The organism is Bifidobacterium felsineum (assembly GCF_002802915.1).
Taxonomy (GTDB): Bacteria; Actinomycetota; Actinomycetes; order Actinomycetales; family Bifidobacteriaceae; genus Bifidobacterium; species Bifidobacterium felsineum.
The window spans coordinates 605601-621934 of record NZ_PEBJ01000001.1 but is presented as its reverse complement, the minus strand read 5'-3'; the positions used below and the strand labels follow the sequence as shown (position 1 = coordinate 621934).

Sequence of the window (16334 nt, the reverse complement as noted above, 5' to 3'; positions counted from 1 at the left end):
CGAATTGGCATAATATCAACGTTTCCTGCCCATACACCGTGGGATGCGACTGCGATATCGAGCTATTTGTGGTTGCATCCCGCAGACAAGTGGGACGCAACCACAAAAAACGCCTCAGTGCGAATCCATCCCGCAAAACCTAGCAATTCCAACGCGACACGCCGAAACGGCGTGAGATTTGCGCGAAATACAGAGGCTCACTATAGTAAGACGAGTTGTCCGCCCCCATCGTCTAACGGTTAGGACACCAGACTTTCAATCTGACAACGAGAGTTCGACTCTCTCTGGGGGTACTTCAACAAAAACCTCGGCCAATCGGTCGAGGTTTTTTCGTATGTTCATACGCGGTTACGCATGATGTAGCCGCTCATTCCAAAGATCATGCTTTAGCTCACTAAAGTGGGTAACTGGCGATTCGAATATCAGGCCTCATTATCAGCCGAATTCACCGAACCGTCAGGAGAAGGGACGAGCGTATGGAATGGCTGGAAGGCAACCACACTGAAGTTCTCAGGGCCATCAGGGGAAAAGACGTCGAAATACGGCATGACATGCGTACCACAAGGCGCTCAGCTGTCATCTTCATACTCCTCGTATGCGGAGGAATTCTCCTGCTCATCAGAGCGGCAGGATCCCTATGGGTATCCAATCATGGCGACTTACCTGTATGGACGCCTGAAGCGCTTGATCTGCCGGCTCTGGTTTGCGGGATCGCATTGATTCTGGTGTCCGGGCTGCCACTGGCCATTGCGGTTGCATTCTCACGCGACCAACATTCATGGCAACGTCTGCGCCAGGAGCTCAAGTCCGATTCATTTGTCGGTATCGCAGCGGAACAAATCCATCCAGGCCTTGTGGCGTATGCCGATGTGCGAGGCAATGATGATGACATATCCACGTATCCGGTGAAATACGTCATTTGGCAGATCAACTCGACACCTCGAACGGTACACATACCGGCATATATCGACGATACGCAATGGAAGGCGCTGAACGGTCAGCCTGACCCGCGGCCGAAATGGGAGCAACGACATTTCATGGCCATGCTCGACCTTGACGTTGTACATGAGCATATCGCCGTAACCGGTATGACTCCCATACCCGTAGTTTTTGTGGAGCGCGCATGGGACAGGCACCAAGACGATCACACTAGCGTACAAGGAGCCTCTATGAAAGCTATCAAGGATACTCTTCTCGTAGACGACGACAATCACACGGCTGCATAGCGACAGGCCGTACGCCCCTACTTTGCCTGGCCTGCCGCACAACCAACAACCGCACCGGCGACCAAGGTCTAGGTCTATTCATATCTTCGTATGTTGGGCTGCGGCCATGATGCCCAACATGTTCATCGCCTGCACCCACTGCCAGAAAGTGAATCACAGCGGGAGGCACACGATTATTCATGGCACATGAATCACAAATCACTCCTGGTCCTATGTCTCGCCACAGTCATGGCGGCATACGCATACGGGCATTGAAGGCCGCGTTCCCGCTCACGGTGCCGATCTGCATGGGATTCCTCTTCCTCGGCGCCTCCTATGGCATGCTGATGGGTACCAAAGGCTTCTCATTCGTGTGGCCCATGTGCATGAGCGCGTTCATCTTCGCCGGTTCGATGGAATTCGTGACCGTGAATCTTCTGCTTTCCGCGTTCAATCCGCTGGCCGCTTTTCTGCTGGCACTTATGGTGAACGCTCGTCATTTGTTCTACGGCCTGTCAATGTTGGGCAAGTTCAAGGGTCTTGGCTGGAAACGCCCGTACCTGATTTATGGCATGTGCGACGAAACGTTTGCCATCAATTCCTCCGCACGCATTCCTCAAGACGTAGACCGAGGCTGGTTCTATTTATGGGTCACGCTGTTCAATCAGGCGTATTGGGTGTCCGGAGCCACCATCGGAGGTCTTATCGGCTCGCATCTGCAATTCAACACCGACGGCCTTGACTTCGTGCTTACCGCACTGTTCTTGGTGATTTTCCTGGACCAGTGGCTGGGCGGCAAGCATCGCGAGCGCCTTTCCGCGGTAATCGGCGTATTGGCCTCCGTGGCATGCCTCGCGATTTTCGGCGCTGACGATTTCATGATCCCCTCGCTCATCGCCATGCTGGTGCTGTTCATGGTGCTGCGACCTTATTTGGATACGTTGAAGTCTGGTTCTCAAAGCGATACCGACGGCAATACCATCGACCACACGGAGGTTCGTTGATTATGACCATGGCCATCTGGCAAGGAGTGATCACCGTTGCGGTGGTGGCATTCGGCACTATCCTCACACGATTCCTGCCATTCCTGGTATTCCCGGAATCCAAGGAACCGCCACGCGTCATCGAGTACCTTGGCGCTGTACTGCCGTATGCCATGACCGGCCTGCTGGTGGTGTACGCACTGCGCAATACGCCGATCCTCACCGGCTCACATGGTATTCCTGAGCTTATTGCCTGCGTTGTGATTGTGCTGCTGCACTGGTGGAAACGCAATATGCTGCTTTCGATTGCAGCCGGCACGATCGTGTACATGCTACTGGTGCAGTTGGTGTTCTAGAGACGAAAAAAGGCTCCCCTCACAGGGAGCCTTACCGATATCCGAGCCTTGGGCCATCAGTCCTTCAGCTGCTTTTCCACCCAGTCGACGATATAGGGTGCGACCTCTTCGATCTGATCGATTGCGACTTCGAACTCGTGTGGACCGCCATACCAGGGGTCGACCAGATCGATCTGGTCCTCGCGCCCCGGCTTCGGCTTGGGCAGATTCGGATCGAAGCTGCGGTACATATGCACTTCAGCACGTTTGCCGGCCGGCAGCATTCGCAGCAGGGCGCGCATGTGCGAAGCCGTCATCGGAAGGAACAGATCGGTGCGGTTGATCTCGTCGCGGGAGATGCGGTGAGCGAAATGGTCACGCGGAATCTCATCGCCATACCCACGTTCGCGCAGCACACGCACGGCGCGCGGATCGATCGGATGGCTCCACTCCTCGTCCGACACGCCGCTGGATTCCACTTTCACCTTATCGCCGAGACCACGTTCGTCAAAAAAGTGACGCAAGATGATCTCGCCCATTGGGGAACGGCAGATGTTACCCGTGCAAACGGTCATTACGGTATAGGGATGGGTGGTGTTGCTCATCAATACTCAATCTTCTCGCATGCGGCCCCGCAATTCACAATCCCGCGAGATCTCATCATCGCATATGGAATGCGGGGCTGGGCACTACTTGGTCTTCGTCAGAATACGGAACTGGTAGGATGCGATGCCGCACGAAGGATCGGCCGGCTTCAGTCGCTCCCCCACTTCCGTCTCCTGCCATAGACCCGCTTCCACAAGGGCGTTCATGTCAGGCGCATAGGAATCGGCATCAACCTCGGCATCCAGCACCGTCACATAAGCCTTATTGGCGAACGGCAGGGCTTCGGCAAACAACTGCGCGCCGCCGATCACCCAGATTTCGGAGCGATCCAGGCCATCATCCGGAATCGCCTCCTGGCGGGCCAGGTCAAGCGCATCATCAAGGCTGGTGACCACTGTCGCCCCAGGGGCGCTGTACAGCGGGTCCCGGGAAACGACGATGTTGTCTCGGTTCGGCAGCGGCCGGTATTTCAATCCCAATGACTCCCAAGTCTTGCGGCCCATAATCACCGGATGGGATACGGTCAGCTCCTTGAAATGCTTCATATCTTCGGCGCAATGCCACGGCATTCCACCGTTAAAGCCAATGGCTCCCGGGCGACCTTCCTTGTCGCGGGCCTCGGCCCAAATCATATTCACCGAGAAGGTCTTGGGAAAGTCGTCTCCCCAGTCCTCCTCGCTCGCAGACAGCCCGGCAGACCCGGGCTCGGGTTCGTGATAGCCGCTACGGCTACTGTCATGCTCCATTTCGCTTTACTCCTCCTGGATTCAACGGAACTGGGCCTTAGTGTAGTTGATGTGTCAGACGGCCCCGCCGCGATAAGCAGGGCCGAACGTGACACGCCGATATCGGACTAGACCGCAACAGGCGCCTTGATGGTGGGGTGATGCTGGTAGCCGACGATGGTGAAATCCTCATAACTGTAATCGAACAGTGAATCGGCCTTGCGGATTTCGATCTGCGGATACGGATACGGGTCGCGACTCAGCTGCTCAAGCACCTGGTCGATATGGTTGTCATAGATATGGCAGTCGCCACCGGTCCACACGAACTCTCCGGGTTCCAGGCCCGCCTGCTGGGCCATCATCAAGGTCAGCAGCGAATAGGACGCCACATTGAACGGCACACCAAGGAACATATCGCATGAGCGCTGGTAGAGCTGGCAGGAAAGCTTGCCGTCGGCCACATAGAACTGGAACAGCGCATGGCATGGGGGCAGCGCCATCTGTTCCACCTCCGCCGGATTCCATGCGGAGACCACCATGCGGCGCGAGTCGGGATGATGCTTGATCAGATCCATCACATTGGCGATCTGATCGATGGTGCGGTTCGGATCCTCGGGCGTCGGCGCAGGCCATGAACGCCACTGAGCTCCATAGACCGGGCCCAGATCGCCGTTCTCATCCGCCCACTCATCCCAGATATGCACGTTGTGCTCCTGCAGCCAACGCACATTGGTGGAGCCTTTCAGGAACCACAGCAGTTCGTATGCCAATCCCTTGAAGAACACCGTCTTGGTGGTGAGCAGCGGGAAATAGCTGGAGATGTCAAATCGCATCTGCTGGCCGAATAGGGAAATCGTGCCGGTGCCGGTACGGTCGGACTTCAACGTGCCTTCGGTCAGAATCTTACGGACCAGGTCCTCGTAAGGCATCGGGATGTCGGTCTTGGGGCGGGCGGGGATACGCGCGCGAATCTCCGCGAGCTGTTCTTGAGTCAAAGCCATAGTCCAACAGTGTAGCTGGGGCATAATAGAAACCGTCAGCATTGAGCCTAAGGAGGCAAATATGGGTAAGCGACTGTGGGTGGAGCGCAACAAGGATGGTTCATGGGATGCGTTCAGTGACGACGGCGCGCACATCAAGTTCGGTAAGGACCGCGGACAGTTCACGCCGGGAGACCTGATGAAGGTGGCTTTGGCCGGCTGCGCCGCGCTCTCCAGCCAATTCGCCATCGAACATACGCTCGGCGAGGGCAAGGGCGCCAAGATCGTGGTTGACGGCTCCTACGACCCCGAGAACGACGCTTACACCGGCTTTGAAGAGCAGGTTGTAGTGGACGCATCCGACGCCGGTCTTTCCGATGAAGATGCCGAAAAGCTCAAGGAACGCATCACTCGTCACATCGACAAGGGCTGCACGGTGAAGCACACTTATGTGCAGGAGACCCCTGTGCGCATGAACGTGACCATCAAGCGTTAATTCAACTGTTACTCATATCACCAAACAAAAAACCGCGTTCAGTTGCAATTGATGTTGAAACTGAACGCGGTTTTTCTCGAAATAAAGCTATTGCTCGAGAATTTACCGCGCTGAGACGGACTCAGTGCGGTAAATTCTCGGGCAATAGTGTTTCGTTGCCCTATCGCAGCCTACTGGCGCTCGGGATCAATGGTCTTCTCGATCTCCTTGGCGACTTCCGGTTCAGCCTTGGCCACCGGAACCTCCTCGACGCCTGCAATCTCCTCCAGCGACTTGGTAGGCACTTCAGCCGGCGAGCTCGGAACCGTGTCAAGACGGGATTCTGCGGCTTCAACGTACTTGCGCGGCACCACATACACCGGGCCCACGGCATGCTGCAGCAGCCCTTGGCTGGTGGATCCCAGCAACAGACCGGTGAAGCCACCACGCCCACGGGAGCCGACCACCACGACATCATGATCGTAGCTGGCCTTGGTCAGGGCGCTCACGGCAGGGCCGGATACGATGCGCTTGTTGATCTTCAGGTTCGGGTGGGATTCCTGCAACGGCTTGATGCGCACTTCCAGATCGTCCTCGTAGGACTTCAACACATCATCCTCACCATCGATGCCCTTCAGGTTCGGCACGGCGGACAGCACGTCGAGCTCGGCGCCCCAGCATGTGGCGAAATCGGCGGCAATCTCCAATGCCTTCAGACCCCACTTGGACTCATCGGAACCGACAGCTACCTTGGTGATGGTGTTGTTCAGATGCATCAAGTTGCCATCATCATCGGTGTACGGCACCACCACGATCGGGCAGTAGGCGTACGCCGGCAATGAGGACGACGTGGTGCCGAGCAGACGCTCTGCCAGACCGCCTTTGCCTCGGTTGCCGATGACGATCAGGTTGTAGTTGCGGGAAAGCTCCACGAACACGGATGCCGGGTCCCCGGTGACAATCAAAGTGGCGGCCTCGACGCCCTGTTCATCGGCGATGGCCTTGGCCTTGGATAGAATCTCCTGCGCATCGGAATGGGCGGCGTTGTCATCCCCCATCGCCGTATAGGTGGCATCGAACGATACGGCGGCATAGCTGGGCAGGGAATACGCGCAGACGATCTGCAGCGTGAGCCCGGCATGCTTGGCATAATTCGCGGCCCACCATGTTGCCTTATAGCTGGCATGGGACCCGTCAACACCGACGAGAATGGCCTTGTCGTTAATCATGACGACCTCCTTGAAGTTATTACGGCATCAGCACCGCATACCTTCAACAATACCCCGCAATACTCAAGTTAGCCGGTAATAAAAACGCGGGAAAAATCACAATCGTCACCGTCACCAACCGCGACGGTACCTGTAGCGATAACAAATAAGGCTCTGCAAAGCCTCATCTCGAGATTTCGCAGAGCCTTATGAAGAACAATCAGACCGTTATATCACGGAATGCGCACCACAGTGGTGAGCTTGCTTGCCAAAATGCCCGCTAGCGCGACATTGCTACCATTCCAGCCACCATGAATGGCCTTGCCGCCACCAACATACAAGGCGACGTGATCGTAATGAAGACCACCATTAGCGCCATTCGTATATTTGTAAATCAAAATATCACCTGGCTGGAGCGAACCATCAGTGACCACATAACCGCCCGGCACATTGACGTAATCCTCAGGCCAACCGTGGAAATTAATGCCACGAGCAGCAAGCGCCTTGGTCACCAGTGCGGTGCAGTCCATCGATCCGCCGATCAACGAATATGCACGATCAATAGAGGCTGCGGCACCAGCGCTGGCGCTGGATCCTGAATCAGAATAGCTGCTTAACGCGGAACGGGAATTATTACGGCTTGCCGCTGCGTCGGACTGGGACTGAGACTGAGCTTGTTCAGCAGCAGCCTTCTGAGCTGCCTCTTCCTGCGCTTTCTTCTGAGCCTCTGCATCCTTCTCAGCCTGAGATTTGGTCTGAGGAACGTTGAGGCTTTCCACATCTCCCCAGCTGGCGTCATCGGCCACATCCGTGGAAGTGGCTTCAGCGGCGAAGTTCTTGCGCACCTGTGTGTATGCAGGGAAGGACTTGGTGGAGGTGATGGTCTCCTGAACTGAGGCAGCCGAAGCTGCAGGAGCAAAAGCAAATAAGCATGCAGCTGCGGCGCACACTGCCACCACAGAAGAAATCACGGAATTAGTCTTCATAGAACCCTCACCTTACACTGCACCGTTCAACAAATCACGCTGACAGTGGAATCCAAAGCTATGAGATAATGCACATTCCACGGCGTGTCGTGCTTTGTCCGCCATCAGCCGGACGCAAACCGACTTCATGGCAATCAGCACGATGAATGGATGAATGTACTGGATATCAGTAGTGAATGAACTGAAGTTTGCTGGCCTGATCAGCGGAGAAGGAGCGGCTGGAAATAACACCCAATCCCTTAACGTTGGATTCGGAAACCTCAATCGAACCGTCCGCGTTGATTTTCTCTATCACGGCCACATGCCCGTAATATGCAGCGGCACCTTCTTGCCCCGGCTGGAACACCACGACATCGCCGACATGACGAGGGGTGCCATCCACCCAATATCCAAGAGCGCTGGCAGAAGAAGCCCAGGTAGTGGCATTGCCGAACTTACTGCCGGTAGGCAATCCCATCTGCGCGCGGCGCTCATAGGCATACCATGTGCATTGACCCCAAGGGTACGTATTGCCGTTGGCACCGGTATCATGATTCGGATTGAACCCATTCGGCACCACGTTGGCATCCTGATCGAGCAATACGGAGACCACCGCATTCTTTGCCGCATTGCGGTTCATCAGCTTGGTATCCAGGGCGCCATCGGAATTGCTCAAGCCCCAATCACCCTCGACATCGGACTGGGTAGCCACCGACGAGGTGAGATCGGCACGAGCTTCAGAACGTGATGCAGCGCTTAGGTCACTCACCCGCTTGATTTGCGTGGTGGTCGTGGCGTTATCGGCGACAGTCAGATCTTCATCGGTGTTAGCAAAAGCCATGGCACCGGCTGCGGTACCCACCAGAGCGGCAAGCGATGCAGAGGCGAGAATATGACTACGACGCTCGGCGGCACGAGCAGCCTGACGGATTGAGCGACGGGTTTGCGGAGCGATTTCATTGATCTTTGCAGCCACCGCCGGGTCCAACCCCAATACGGCGGCATCGTCGCCTGCGGACTGCACAGCACGAACAGAGCGAATGGAATGCGTCCCCTTACCAGAGGAGAACAGTGCCTTCGCTAAGCTAAACTTCTGGCGCGTAACCTTGGCCGCTTTATGCGAAGCATGCTTCATACCTAATAAACTCCTTGGTTTGGTTGACAACAGTACGTCATGATCAGGTACTGCTGTACCGACACTGACATTTACTCTACAACGAACATGCGTCATTGGAGCACACAATGACGCACATACGGGCGTGTCAAACCGGTTCGACACCTTATTTTTTGACAAACCGTCAATCCGGTAACCGATCAGGTTCTGGCGTTATTCCTACATGTTGACTACCCTATTCTCCGTGACTACGACAGTAAAGATTCCTGATTCAATAAAGCCCGAAGACGGCCGTTTCGGTTCCGGCCCCAGCAAAGTACGCCCAGAGCAGATCGCCGCATTGGATGCAGGCGCCACTACCCTGCTCGGTACTTCTCACCGCCAGCTTCCGGTAAAGCAGCTGGTTGGCTCAATTCGCGAGGGATTGCACGACTTCTTCAAGTTGCCGGACGGCTATGAAATCGCCTTGGGTAACGGCGGCGCCAGCGCATTTTGGGAGATCGCATGCGCCTCCCTGATCACTCGACGTGCCGCATTCGGCACCTACGGTTCTTTCAGCGCGAAGTTCGCCGCCTCCGCAGCCAATGCGCCCTTCCTTGAAGAGCCTGCGATTTTCTCTTCGGAACCTGGGACGTATCGTCTTCCCGAGCTCACTGAGGGTGTGGACACGTATTGCTGGGCGCATAATGAAACCTCCACGGGTGTGGCCGCCCCGATTCATCGCGTCCCCGGTAGTCAGGAGGCTGGCGCACTGACCGTAATCGACGGTACAAGTGCAGCAGGCGCGCTGCCCATTGATATCAGCCAGACTGACGTGTATTACTTCTCCCCGCAAAAGGCATTCGGTTCGGACGGCGGCCTGTGGGTGGCCGTGCTCTCCCCCGCCGCCATCGAACGAGCGGCAGGCGTGGAGTCCAGCGCGCATCTCGATGGCGCGCGTCGATGGGTGCCGCCGTTCCTCTCGCTGACCAAGGCATTGGAGAATTCCCGCAAGGATCAGACGCTGAACACGCCTTCCGTGGCGAATCTCATCATGATGGAGAACCAGGTTCGCTGGCTGAATGACAACGGCGGTCTTGATTGGGCCACCACCCGCTGCGCCAAGTCCGCATCGCTGCTGTATTCATGGGCCGAACGTTCCGATTACGCGCAACCGTTCGTCTCCGATCCCGCCGCACGCTCCCATGCAGTGGTCACCATTGATCTGGATGAACGAGTCCAGGCCAATCAGGTGCTGGCGCTGCTGCGTGAAAACGGCATTGTGGATTGCGCCGGCTACCGTAAGCTCGGCCGCAACCAGCTGCGCGTCGGCGTGTTCCCCTCGGTGGAACCATCTGATGTGGTGAATCTGACCAAGTGCATCGACTACGTGGTCGAGCATTTGTAGACATTCGTCAGCACGGCATCCGGAACATTCGCGACATAGTAAAGGAAGTAGTAAAGAGGAGCGTTTGACGTTCCTCTTTACTACAGTCATAGACTATGAAGTTTGCGCCCATCATCGATCCCGCCATTCGCAAACCCGCGCCGAAACCGGTGCGGGTCGATTTGCGTAAGGTTTTCGGCATCGGTACCGGCCTATGGGCCGTGGCGCTTGTCATCGCTCTCATCGCACTGACCGTTCACCACGGCACGGAATCATTCGTCGTGATCTGCGCTTCGGGCGTGATTATCGGTCTTCTGCTGCTGATCTGGGAGTTCTTCGACCGCTGGGATTACCGGCGACTTGGTCTGTAGATTCTTTCTTATTGCGCAAGCGGCAACGTCAGACTGAACGTACTGCCCTGACCGGCGGCGCTCCACACCGAAACATCACCGTGATGGGTCAATGCCACATGCTTGACGATGGCCAGGCCGAGGCCCACGCCATCGGCCGTGCGCTCGTTCTGTGAGGCACCGCGATAGAACCGCTCGAAAATACGATCCTGATCCTGCTTCGCAATGCCCGCACCTTGATCGATTACACGAATCACCGCTTGCTTGCCATCTTTGGATACCGATGCGGAAACACTGACCACACCATTGTCCTTGGAATATCCGATGGCGTTCTCCACCAGCTTGGTCACAGCGCTGTCGATTTGATCGGCCAGCCCATTAATGACCAAGGCATCATCGCCTTTAAGATGCAACCGCACGCCAGCCTGCTCGGCTTCCGGCTCAAGACGCTTGACCGTGGCACGCAACTGTTCCATAACATTGAGCCGGTTGGCGGAGGATGGCGTAATCGGCTCCTGTGCGCGAATCAGCAGCAGCAAATCGGAGACCATATGATTGAGTTTGTTGCAGCTGGAGCGCACGAGCCTTGCATCCTTGGCAATCTGCTCACTATCGAAATCACCGTGCTCGAGCGAGTCGGCCAGTTGGGATAACGCCTGCGTGGGCTTCAATAGCTGTTCGGATACATTGGTGATGAATGAATCGCGAACCTGGCCGAAGCGCACGACTTCGCTGACATCAGTGACCAGTACGATGACGAATTTCTCGCTGATGCGCGCCACCGTGACCTTCAGCCAATTCGGGCGACTCACCGATTGTGCGGTCACGTGATCGTTGCCGCCGCGATCCACCGAATAGCGATCCGGGGTCGACGTGGTCAGGTCAAATTGACGCTTGCCACCGGATTTTCTTGCCTCGTGAACGGCCTTGAGCACTTTGGCGTCGATGATGGCGTCTTCCTCCACCACACCAAGTTGATAGGCGGCCGGACTCGATCGCACCACCGAGTCATGCTCATCCACCACAATCGACGTGCCGGGCAACATGGACAGCAGAGCCGCCGTATCATCAGACAAATCATCGACATCATTTTCATCGCGATGGGCAAACGACAGCGTTACCCGATGCGTGGCGATTCCCACAGACACAACAGCAATCGCAACCAGCAGAACAACGGACAACGCGATAAGCGCAATCAGCGCTGCAATCGGCATCTGTATCATGCATTACATTCTTCCACACGCCGAAGTTCATTGCTGTTCATCGCTGCGGCGCGCCGCTAATATGAATAACGAGTAAACGACCCAATGAACAGTTGAACAACTTGAGGTTGCGTTTAACTACGTTGATGTAGTGCGCATGAGTTGGAATAATAAACTGGTACAGGTTGCAACAAGCAAGCATGAAAGGCTAGAGAAATGCGCGTTATTTTCAACGAGGAGCTGAAGCAGGTTGCTGACGACCTCGACCATATGGCGCAAGATGTCCGTAAGGCAATCAACGGTGCCGGCGAAGCCCTGCTGAAGCAGGACGTTGAGGCCGCGCAAACCGTGATTGACGGCGACATCGAGATTGACGCCCTTGAATCCTCCGTTATCGATCAGTGCGTGAAGCTGCTCGCCAAGCAGAACCCGGTGGCGACGGATCTTCGCGTGGTGGTCTCTACCCTGCGTCTGGCTTCCACCTTCGAGCGTATGGGCGATCTTGCCCGCCACGTTGCCGAAGCCGCCCGCCGCACCTACCCGGCTTCTCCGCTGCCGGAATCCGCTCAGCCGGTGTTCGCTGAGATGATCGACTTCCTCAACCACACCGCCGACGATTTGGTCAACCTGCTGGACAACCGCGATGAGAAGCATGCTGAGAGCATCATTCTGAACGATGACAAGCTTGACGATCTGCATCACAAGACCTTCGAGCTGGCTCTCTCCGATGATGTGACCCGTCAGCAGACGGTGGACATCGTGTTGCTGGGTCGCTTCCTGGAGCGTCTCGGTGATCACGCCGTCTCCGTGGCACGTCGCGTGGCCTACATCGTCTCCGGCTTCGATCCTTCTAAGAAGCCGACCCGTGACGAGGGTACCGATATCGACTGATAATTCAAGACCTATCCCCTAGGGGATGCCCGAAACGGCGATCCGGTTACGACTGGACGCCGTTTTCTTTTGCTTGATTTCAGAATCCGTGTCGGCGCGGTGCATGAAAAAAGGGACTGCACATGAACGTGCAGTCCCTTAATGTCTTAGCAGCGCCAGGGCGCCTCAGATCACTTCTGGCCCTGAGCGGCGACGGCAGCGGCACCGGCAGCGGCAGCTTCCGGATCCAGGTACTCGCCACGCGGCTTGATCGGCTTGAAGTTCTCGTCCAGCTCGTACAGCAGCGGGATAGCAGTCGGGATGTTGACCTTGGCGATCTCTTCCTCGGACAGGTTATCCAGCATCTTGACGATGGCACGCAGGGAGTTGCCGTGAGCGGCAATCAGAACGGTCTTGCCAGCCTTCAGCTCCGGCTCGATGGCGGACTTGAAGTACGGCTCAACGCGCTTGACCACATCGGCCAGGCATTCGGCTTCCGGAACCGGGTCGCCGACGTAACGCGGGTCGTGGTTCTGGGCGTACTCATCGTTCGGATCAATCTCGGGCGGCGGGGTGGCGTAGGAACGACGCCACAGCATGAACTTCTCGTCACCGTACTCTTCACGGATCTCGGTCTTGTTCTTGCCCTGCAGAGCGCCATAGTGACGCTCGTTAAGACGCCAGTTACGCTCAACCGGAATCCACAGACGATCTGCGGCATCCAGCGCGATGTTGGCGGTGTTGATGGCGCGACGCAGCAGGGAGGTGAACACGATGTCCGGAAGGACGTTCTTCTCCTTGAGCAGCTCGCCACCACGCTTGGCTTCAGCTTCACCCTGTTCGGTCAGCGGAACGTCGACCCAGCCGGTGAACTGGTTGGTTTTATTCCATGCGCTCTGTCCATGACGGAGCAGTACTAGTTTGTAAGACATACGGCCAGTCTACCGCCCGAAGCCGCCAAATGCGAGCATTCATCTTACTTGCCGCACACGTTTCGCGCGAATATTACGGAAACTTAAGCAAATTTGCCCTTTTATAGCACTTTTCGCACGGACCAGGCATTATGGCGCACGGTCGCATAACAGTCGTTACTACAGCATGGCTGAGAGAACCACTACCACGGCAAACAACAGCGTCTGGAAGCCGGCATCACTTAAAGCCGTGCGGAACTGATGTTTCGGCACGCTGGAGACCATGCGAATCGGCACCGCGATACCGGAAATCAGCAGGATACCTCCCCACGGCATCCACAGGTACATGCATAGGAACAATCCCAAAGCCCACGCTAAGATGCAGCAGATCATAAGCATGATGGTCGCGCGCTTCTCCCCCAGCCTCACAGCCAACGTACGCTTGCTATGCGCGCGGTCGGATTCGATATCGCGCAGATTGTTGACCATCAGCAACATTGCGGCATTAAGCCCGCAACAGATGGCAGCGGCTACGCCGAGCGTATCGATGGTGCTGCTTAGTGCATATTCGGTGCCCAGTACCGCGGCAAGCCCGAAGAACAGGAATACCGCGGCTTCGCCAAGTCCAGCATAGCCATATGGATGCCTGCCTCCGGTGTAGAACCAGCCGGCAATCAGACTCAAAGCACCTACGGCCAGCAGCCACCATGCTTGCGAAATGATAACCGCTACCAGACCGCAGACGGCGGTGAGCACCGCTGCAATGCCGGCAGCTGCCAGCACATGCTTCGGAGGTACTCCGGAAGCAACGAGTCGCTGCGGCTTGGCACCACGGCCGTTCGCCTGAGACCATCCTTTCGATTCCGCCATATTCCGCCCATCATCGGTGCCACGCACGCCATCGGAATAATCGTTGGCAAAGTTGACCGCGATTTGCAGGAACAAGGCAACGAGCATGCACAGTATGGCTACTGGCCAGAAATGGGCTTGTAATGGCTCGGCAATGGTTCGGTTGGCAGCACAATCGGCCGGCTCTGGATAGATCTCGATACAGGTGCCGAGTTGGTTGATGATGCGCGACGCCAATGCCGCGCCCACCAGTACCGGTGCGATGGAGGCGGGCAGAGTCTTGGGACGCAAACCGCTGAGCCATAAACGTAGATTCATATTTCCCTACACTAGCTTTCTTAGTAACCCTACAGAACAACTCAGCCCTCACGGAACGTATGCCGAACTTGCGTTCACGCGCATTCCGTGAGGGCTGGATTTTTACGAGATACGAGACTCAGGCGACCAAAGGCTTGACCAGCGGGAAGGTGATGGTTTCGCGAATCGTGGCACCGGTCAGCGCGATGAGCAGTCGGTCGATGCCCATGCCCATGCCGCCTGCCGGAGGCATGCCCACGCCGAGGGCCTCGAGGAAGTCCTCATCGATATCGCAGGCTTCTTCATCGCCGGCGAGCGCATCCTTGGCCTGGGCTACGAAGCGTTCGCGCTGCACAACCGGGTCGTTGAGCTCGGAGTAGCCGGTGGCTAGCTCGAAGCCACGCACGTAGAGGTCCCACTTCTCCACAACGCCTGGCTTGGTGCGGTGGCCCTTGACCAGCGGGGATGTTTCGACCGGGAAGTCACGCACGAAGGTGGGCTCGTAGAGCTTGTCCTCGTAGAAGTGCTCCCAGAGGTGTTCGACCAGCTTGCCATGGTTTTCGACCTCGTCGCGCTCCACACCGAGCTTGTCGGCGATGGCTCCAAGGTGTTCCACGGAAGTTCCGGGATGCTCAGGACCGCCGTTCGGCACGATTTCCTCGCCGAGGGCTTCGGAGAGGGAGTCATACATGCTGATGGTCTTCCACTCGCCGCCGAAATCGTATTCAGTGCCGTCGAGCAGCGTGACCTTATGGGAGCCGTAGACGTCCATGGCGGTCTTCTGCACGAGTTCCTTGACCAGCTGGCCGATGGAATCATAGGTGCCGTAAGCCTGGTAAGCCTCGACCATGGTAAACTCCGGAGCGTGCGTGGCGTCGACGCCCTCATTGCGGAAGTCGCGGTTGATCTCGAACACGCGGTCGATGCCACCCACCAGGCAGCGCTTCAGGAACAGTTCCGGAGCGATGCGCAGGTAGAGGTCCAGGTCGAAGGCGTTCATATGCGTGGTGAACGGGCGGGCCGCGGCGCCTCCGTGCAAGGTCTGCAGCATCGGGGTTTCGACCTCGAGGAAGTCGTGGCTGGCGAAGGTGCTGCGCAGGGAGGCAACAGCCTTGGAACGATTGCGCACCATGTTGCGGGTCTTTTCGTCCGCGATCATGGCGATGTAAGGCTTGCGGGTGCGGGTGTCTTCGTTCAGCTCCTTGTGCAGAGCCGGCAGTGGCTGCAGCGCCTTGGAAGCGATGGCCCACTCGGTGGCGAACACGGACAGCTCACCGGTCTTGGAGGCGATGACGCGGCCCTTCAGATAGAGGTGATCGCCGAGATCGACCAGCTGCTTGAACTGCTTCAGGGAATCGGCACCGATCTCCTTCTTGGAGATCATGCCCTGAATCTTCGTGCCATCGCCCGCGGCCAGCTGCACGAAGCACAGGCCGCCGGCGTTACGCAGGAACAGCACACGACCGGCGATGCCGACCATATCCTCGGTTTCCTGACCAGCTTCGAGCTTGCCGTCATACTTGGCTCGCACGGCTTCGATGGTGCTGGTCACGTCCAAATGCACCGGGTAGGGGGCGATGCCGGCGTCCAGCATCATGGCGCGCTTGGCCACGCGCATCTGCACCTGCTCCGGGTGGGCCAGCGGGCCAAATTCCTTGTTGGATGGGTCCACAGCCTCGTCCAGCGTGGCGCCGGACTTGATCTTTTCGGTAATGGTGGCGTCCTGCTTGAGCAGCATTTCCGCACGTTCAACGGTGGTCATCTGCGGGACCGCCGGGGTTTCGTTCTCGGTATTTTCAGTGTTTTCTACAACTTCAGCCATGGTTCATCAGTGTACGCAAGGCCGGCGATTATATAAGTAAAGCTTCTGACCCGCCTACCGGCGGCCGGTGA

Annotated in this window: 17 protein-coding genes and 1 tRNA gene; 8 read left to right on the top strand and 10 right to left on the bottom strand. The window is 56.9% G+C overall.

Annotated features, from left to right (window positions below):
• Positions 1-221: 221 nt before the first annotated feature.
• The 4 genes from CSQ86_RS02575 (at position 222) to CSQ86_RS02560 (ending at position 2544) form a co-directional block, all read left to right on the top strand.
• Positions 222-293 (top strand) — tRNA-Glu (locus tag CSQ86_RS02575).
• Positions 294-476: 183 nt separating this feature from the next.
• On the top strand, positions 477-1226 hold the full coding sequence (locus tag CSQ86_RS02570) for a hypothetical protein (protein WP_100493525.1): 750 nt from the start codon (positions 477-479) through the stop codon (positions 1224-1226).
• Between the two features lie 212 nt (positions 1227-1438).
• Entirely contained in the window at positions 1439-2209 is a 771-nt protein-coding gene (locus tag CSQ86_RS02565; protein WP_100493524.1) for an AzlC family ABC transporter permease, read from the top strand.
• A 2-nt stretch (positions 2210-2211) separates the two neighbouring features.
• Positions 2212-2544 (top strand): branched-chain amino acid transporter permease, encoded by a 333-nt coding sequence (locus tag CSQ86_RS02560; protein WP_100493523.1) that lies wholly within the window; start codon positions 2212-2214, stop codon positions 2542-2544.
• Positions 2545-2600: 56 nt separating this feature from the next.
• Here CSQ86_RS02560 and CSQ86_RS02555 read toward each other — a convergent pair whose 3' ends face one another.
• The 3 genes from CSQ86_RS02555 to CSQ86_RS02545 all read right to left on the bottom strand — a co-directional run bounded on the left by CSQ86_RS02555 (position 2601) and on the right by CSQ86_RS02545 (position 4783).
• On the bottom strand, positions 2601-3128 hold the full coding sequence (locus tag CSQ86_RS02555) for a low molecular weight protein-tyrosine-phosphatase (protein ID WP_100493522.1): 528 nt from the start codon (positions 3126-3128) through the stop codon (positions 2601-2603).
• Positions 3129-3212: 84 nt separating this feature from the next.
• Positions 3213-3875, bottom strand: a complete 663-nt coding sequence (locus tag CSQ86_RS02550; protein WP_100493521.1) for a dihydrofolate reductase — start codon at positions 3873-3875, stop codon at positions 3213-3215.
• 107 nt (positions 3876-3982) lie between these two features.
• On the bottom strand, positions 3983-4783 hold the full coding sequence (locus CSQ86_RS02545; RefSeq protein ID WP_207761548.1) for a thymidylate synthase: 801 nt from the start codon (positions 4781-4783) through the stop codon (positions 3983-3985).
• A gap of 133 nt (positions 4784-4916) precedes the next feature.
• On the opposite strand from CSQ86_RS02545, the gene CSQ86_RS02540 reads away from it, so the two are divergent.
• Positions 4917-5330: an OsmC family protein gene (locus CSQ86_RS02540; RefSeq protein ID WP_100493519.1), complete on the top strand. Its 414-nt coding sequence runs from the start codon at positions 4917-4919 to the stop codon at positions 5328-5330.
• A gap of 170 nt (positions 5331-5500) precedes the next feature.
• On the opposite strand, the gene CSQ86_RS02535 is transcribed toward CSQ86_RS02540, so the two are convergent.
• The 3 genes from CSQ86_RS02535 to CSQ86_RS02525 form a co-directional block, all read right to left on the bottom strand.
• The gene (locus CSQ86_RS02535; protein WP_100493518.1) at positions 5501-6538 is read right to left on the bottom strand and encodes a universal stress protein; all 1038 of its coding nucleotides are present in this window, start codon (positions 6536-6538) and stop codon (positions 5501-5503) included.
• 212 nt (positions 6539-6750) lie between these two features.
• Positions 6751-7503, bottom strand: coding sequence for an NlpC/P60 family protein (locus CSQ86_RS02530; protein ID WP_100493517.1), 753 nt, complete (start codon positions 7501-7503; stop codon positions 6751-6753).
• A gap of 166 nt (positions 7504-7669) precedes the next feature.
• Positions 7670-8617: a CHAP domain-containing protein gene (locus CSQ86_RS02525; RefSeq protein ID WP_100493516.1), complete on the bottom strand. Its 948-nt coding sequence runs from the start codon at positions 8615-8617 to the stop codon at positions 7670-7672.
• A gap of 223 nt (positions 8618-8840) precedes the next feature.
• Between CSQ86_RS02525 and serC the strand changes: the two genes are divergently transcribed.
• Positions 8841-9983: a phosphoserine transaminase gene (serC, locus tag CSQ86_RS02520; protein WP_100493755.1), complete on the top strand. Its 1143-nt coding sequence runs from the start codon at positions 8841-8843 to the stop codon at positions 9981-9983.
• A 95-nt stretch (positions 9984-10078) separates the two neighbouring features.
• Positions 10079-10333 (top strand): DUF2530 domain-containing protein, encoded by a 255-nt coding sequence (locus tag CSQ86_RS02515; RefSeq protein ID WP_100493515.1) that lies wholly within the window; start codon positions 10079-10081, stop codon positions 10331-10333.
• An 8-nt stretch (positions 10334-10341) separates the two neighbouring features.
• Here the strand turns inward: CSQ86_RS02515 and CSQ86_RS02510 are convergent, their stop codons facing one another.
• Positions 10342-11535, bottom strand: a complete 1194-nt coding sequence (locus tag CSQ86_RS02510) for a sensor histidine kinase (RefSeq protein ID WP_100493514.1) — start codon at positions 11533-11535, stop codon at positions 10342-10344.
• Positions 11536-11730: 195 nt separating this feature from the next.
• On the opposite strand from CSQ86_RS02510, the gene phoU reads away from it, so the two are divergent.
• Positions 11731-12405, top strand: a complete 675-nt coding sequence (gene phoU, locus CSQ86_RS02505; protein WP_100493513.1) for a phosphate signaling complex protein PhoU — start codon at positions 11731-11733, stop codon at positions 12403-12405.
• 170 nt (positions 12406-12575) lie between these two features.
• Here the strand turns inward: phoU and CSQ86_RS02500 are convergent, their stop codons facing one another.
• From CSQ86_RS02500 to lysS, 3 genes are all read right to left on the bottom strand, one after another.
• A complete protein-coding gene (locus tag CSQ86_RS02500; protein WP_100493512.1) occupies positions 12576-13316 on the bottom strand; it encodes a phosphoglyceromutase in 741 nt (246 codons plus the stop codon).
• A 159-nt stretch (positions 13317-13475) separates the two neighbouring features.
• Positions 13476-14462, bottom strand: coding sequence for a 1,4-dihydroxy-2-naphthoate octaprenyltransferase (gene menA / locus CSQ86_RS02495; protein WP_100493511.1), 987 nt, complete (start codon positions 14460-14462; stop codon positions 13476-13478).
• Between the two features lie 118 nt (positions 14463-14580).
• Positions 14581-16263 carry a lysine--tRNA ligase gene (gene lysS / locus CSQ86_RS02490; protein ID WP_100493510.1) on the bottom strand — a complete coding sequence of 561 codons (1683 nt, stop codon included), beginning with the start codon at positions 16261-16263 and terminating at the stop codon, positions 14581-14583.
• Between the last annotated feature and the right edge of the window lie 71 nt (positions 16264-16334).

What these genes read in the sequence shown, in the direction of transcription:
- CSQ86_RS02540 (WP_100493519.1), top strand. Translation starts at nt 4,917, where the DNA reads ATGGGTAAGCGACTGTGGGTGGAGCGCAACAAGGATGGTTCATGGGAT.
- menA (WP_100493511.1), bottom strand. Translation starts at nt 14,462, where the DNA reads ATGAATCTACGTTTATGGCTCAGCGGTTTGCGTCCCAAGACTCTGCCC.
- lysS (WP_100493510.1), bottom strand. Translation starts at nt 16,263, where the DNA reads ATGGCTGAAGTTGTAGAAAACACTGAAAATACCGAGAACGAAACCCCG.
- CSQ86_RS02510 (WP_100493514.1), bottom strand. Translation starts at nt 11,535, where the DNA reads ATGATACAGATGCCGATTGCAGCGCTGATTGCGCTTATCGCGTTGTCC.
- CSQ86_RS02500 (WP_100493512.1), bottom strand. Translation starts at nt 13,316, where the DNA reads ATGTCTTACAAACTAGTACTGCTCCGTCATGGACAGAGCGCATGGAAT.
- CSQ86_RS02565 (WP_100493524.1), top strand. Translation starts at nt 1,439, where the DNA reads ATGTCTCGCCACAGTCATGGCGGCATACGCATACGGGCATTGAAGGCC.
- CSQ86_RS02530 (WP_100493517.1), bottom strand. Translation starts at nt 7,503, where the DNA reads ATGAAGACTAATTCCGTGATTTCTTCTGTGGTGGCAGTGTGCGCCGCA.
- CSQ86_RS02560 (WP_100493523.1), top strand. Translation starts at nt 2,212, where the DNA reads ATGACCATGGCCATCTGGCAAGGAGTGATCACCGTTGCGGTGGTGGCA.
- phoU (WP_100493513.1), top strand. Translation starts at nt 11,731, where the DNA reads ATGCGCGTTATTTTCAACGAGGAGCTGAAGCAGGTTGCTGACGACCTC.
- CSQ86_RS02570 (WP_100493525.1), top strand. Translation starts at nt 477, where the DNA reads ATGGAATGGCTGGAAGGCAACCACACTGAAGTTCTCAGGGCCATCAGG.
- CSQ86_RS02545 (WP_207761548.1), bottom strand. Translation starts at nt 4,783, where the DNA reads ATGCCTTACGAGGACCTGGTCCGTAAGATTCTGACCGAAGGCACGTTG.
- CSQ86_RS02555 (WP_100493522.1), bottom strand. Translation starts at nt 3,128, where the DNA reads ATGAGCAACACCACCCATCCCTATACCGTAATGACCGTTTGCACGGGT.
- CSQ86_RS02515 (WP_100493515.1), top strand. Translation starts at nt 10,079, where the DNA reads ATGAAGTTTGCGCCCATCATCGATCCCGCCATTCGCAAACCCGCGCCG.
- CSQ86_RS02535 (WP_100493518.1), bottom strand. Translation starts at nt 6,538, where the DNA reads ATGATTAACGACAAGGCCATTCTCGTCGGTGTTGACGGGTCCCATGCC.
- CSQ86_RS02525 (WP_100493516.1), bottom strand. Translation starts at nt 8,617, where the DNA reads ATGAAGCATGCTTCGCATAAAGCGGCCAAGGTTACGCGCCAGAAGTTT.
- CSQ86_RS02550 (WP_100493521.1), bottom strand. Translation starts at nt 3,875, where the DNA reads ATGGAGCATGACAGTAGCCGTAGCGGCTATCACGAACCCGAGCCCGGG.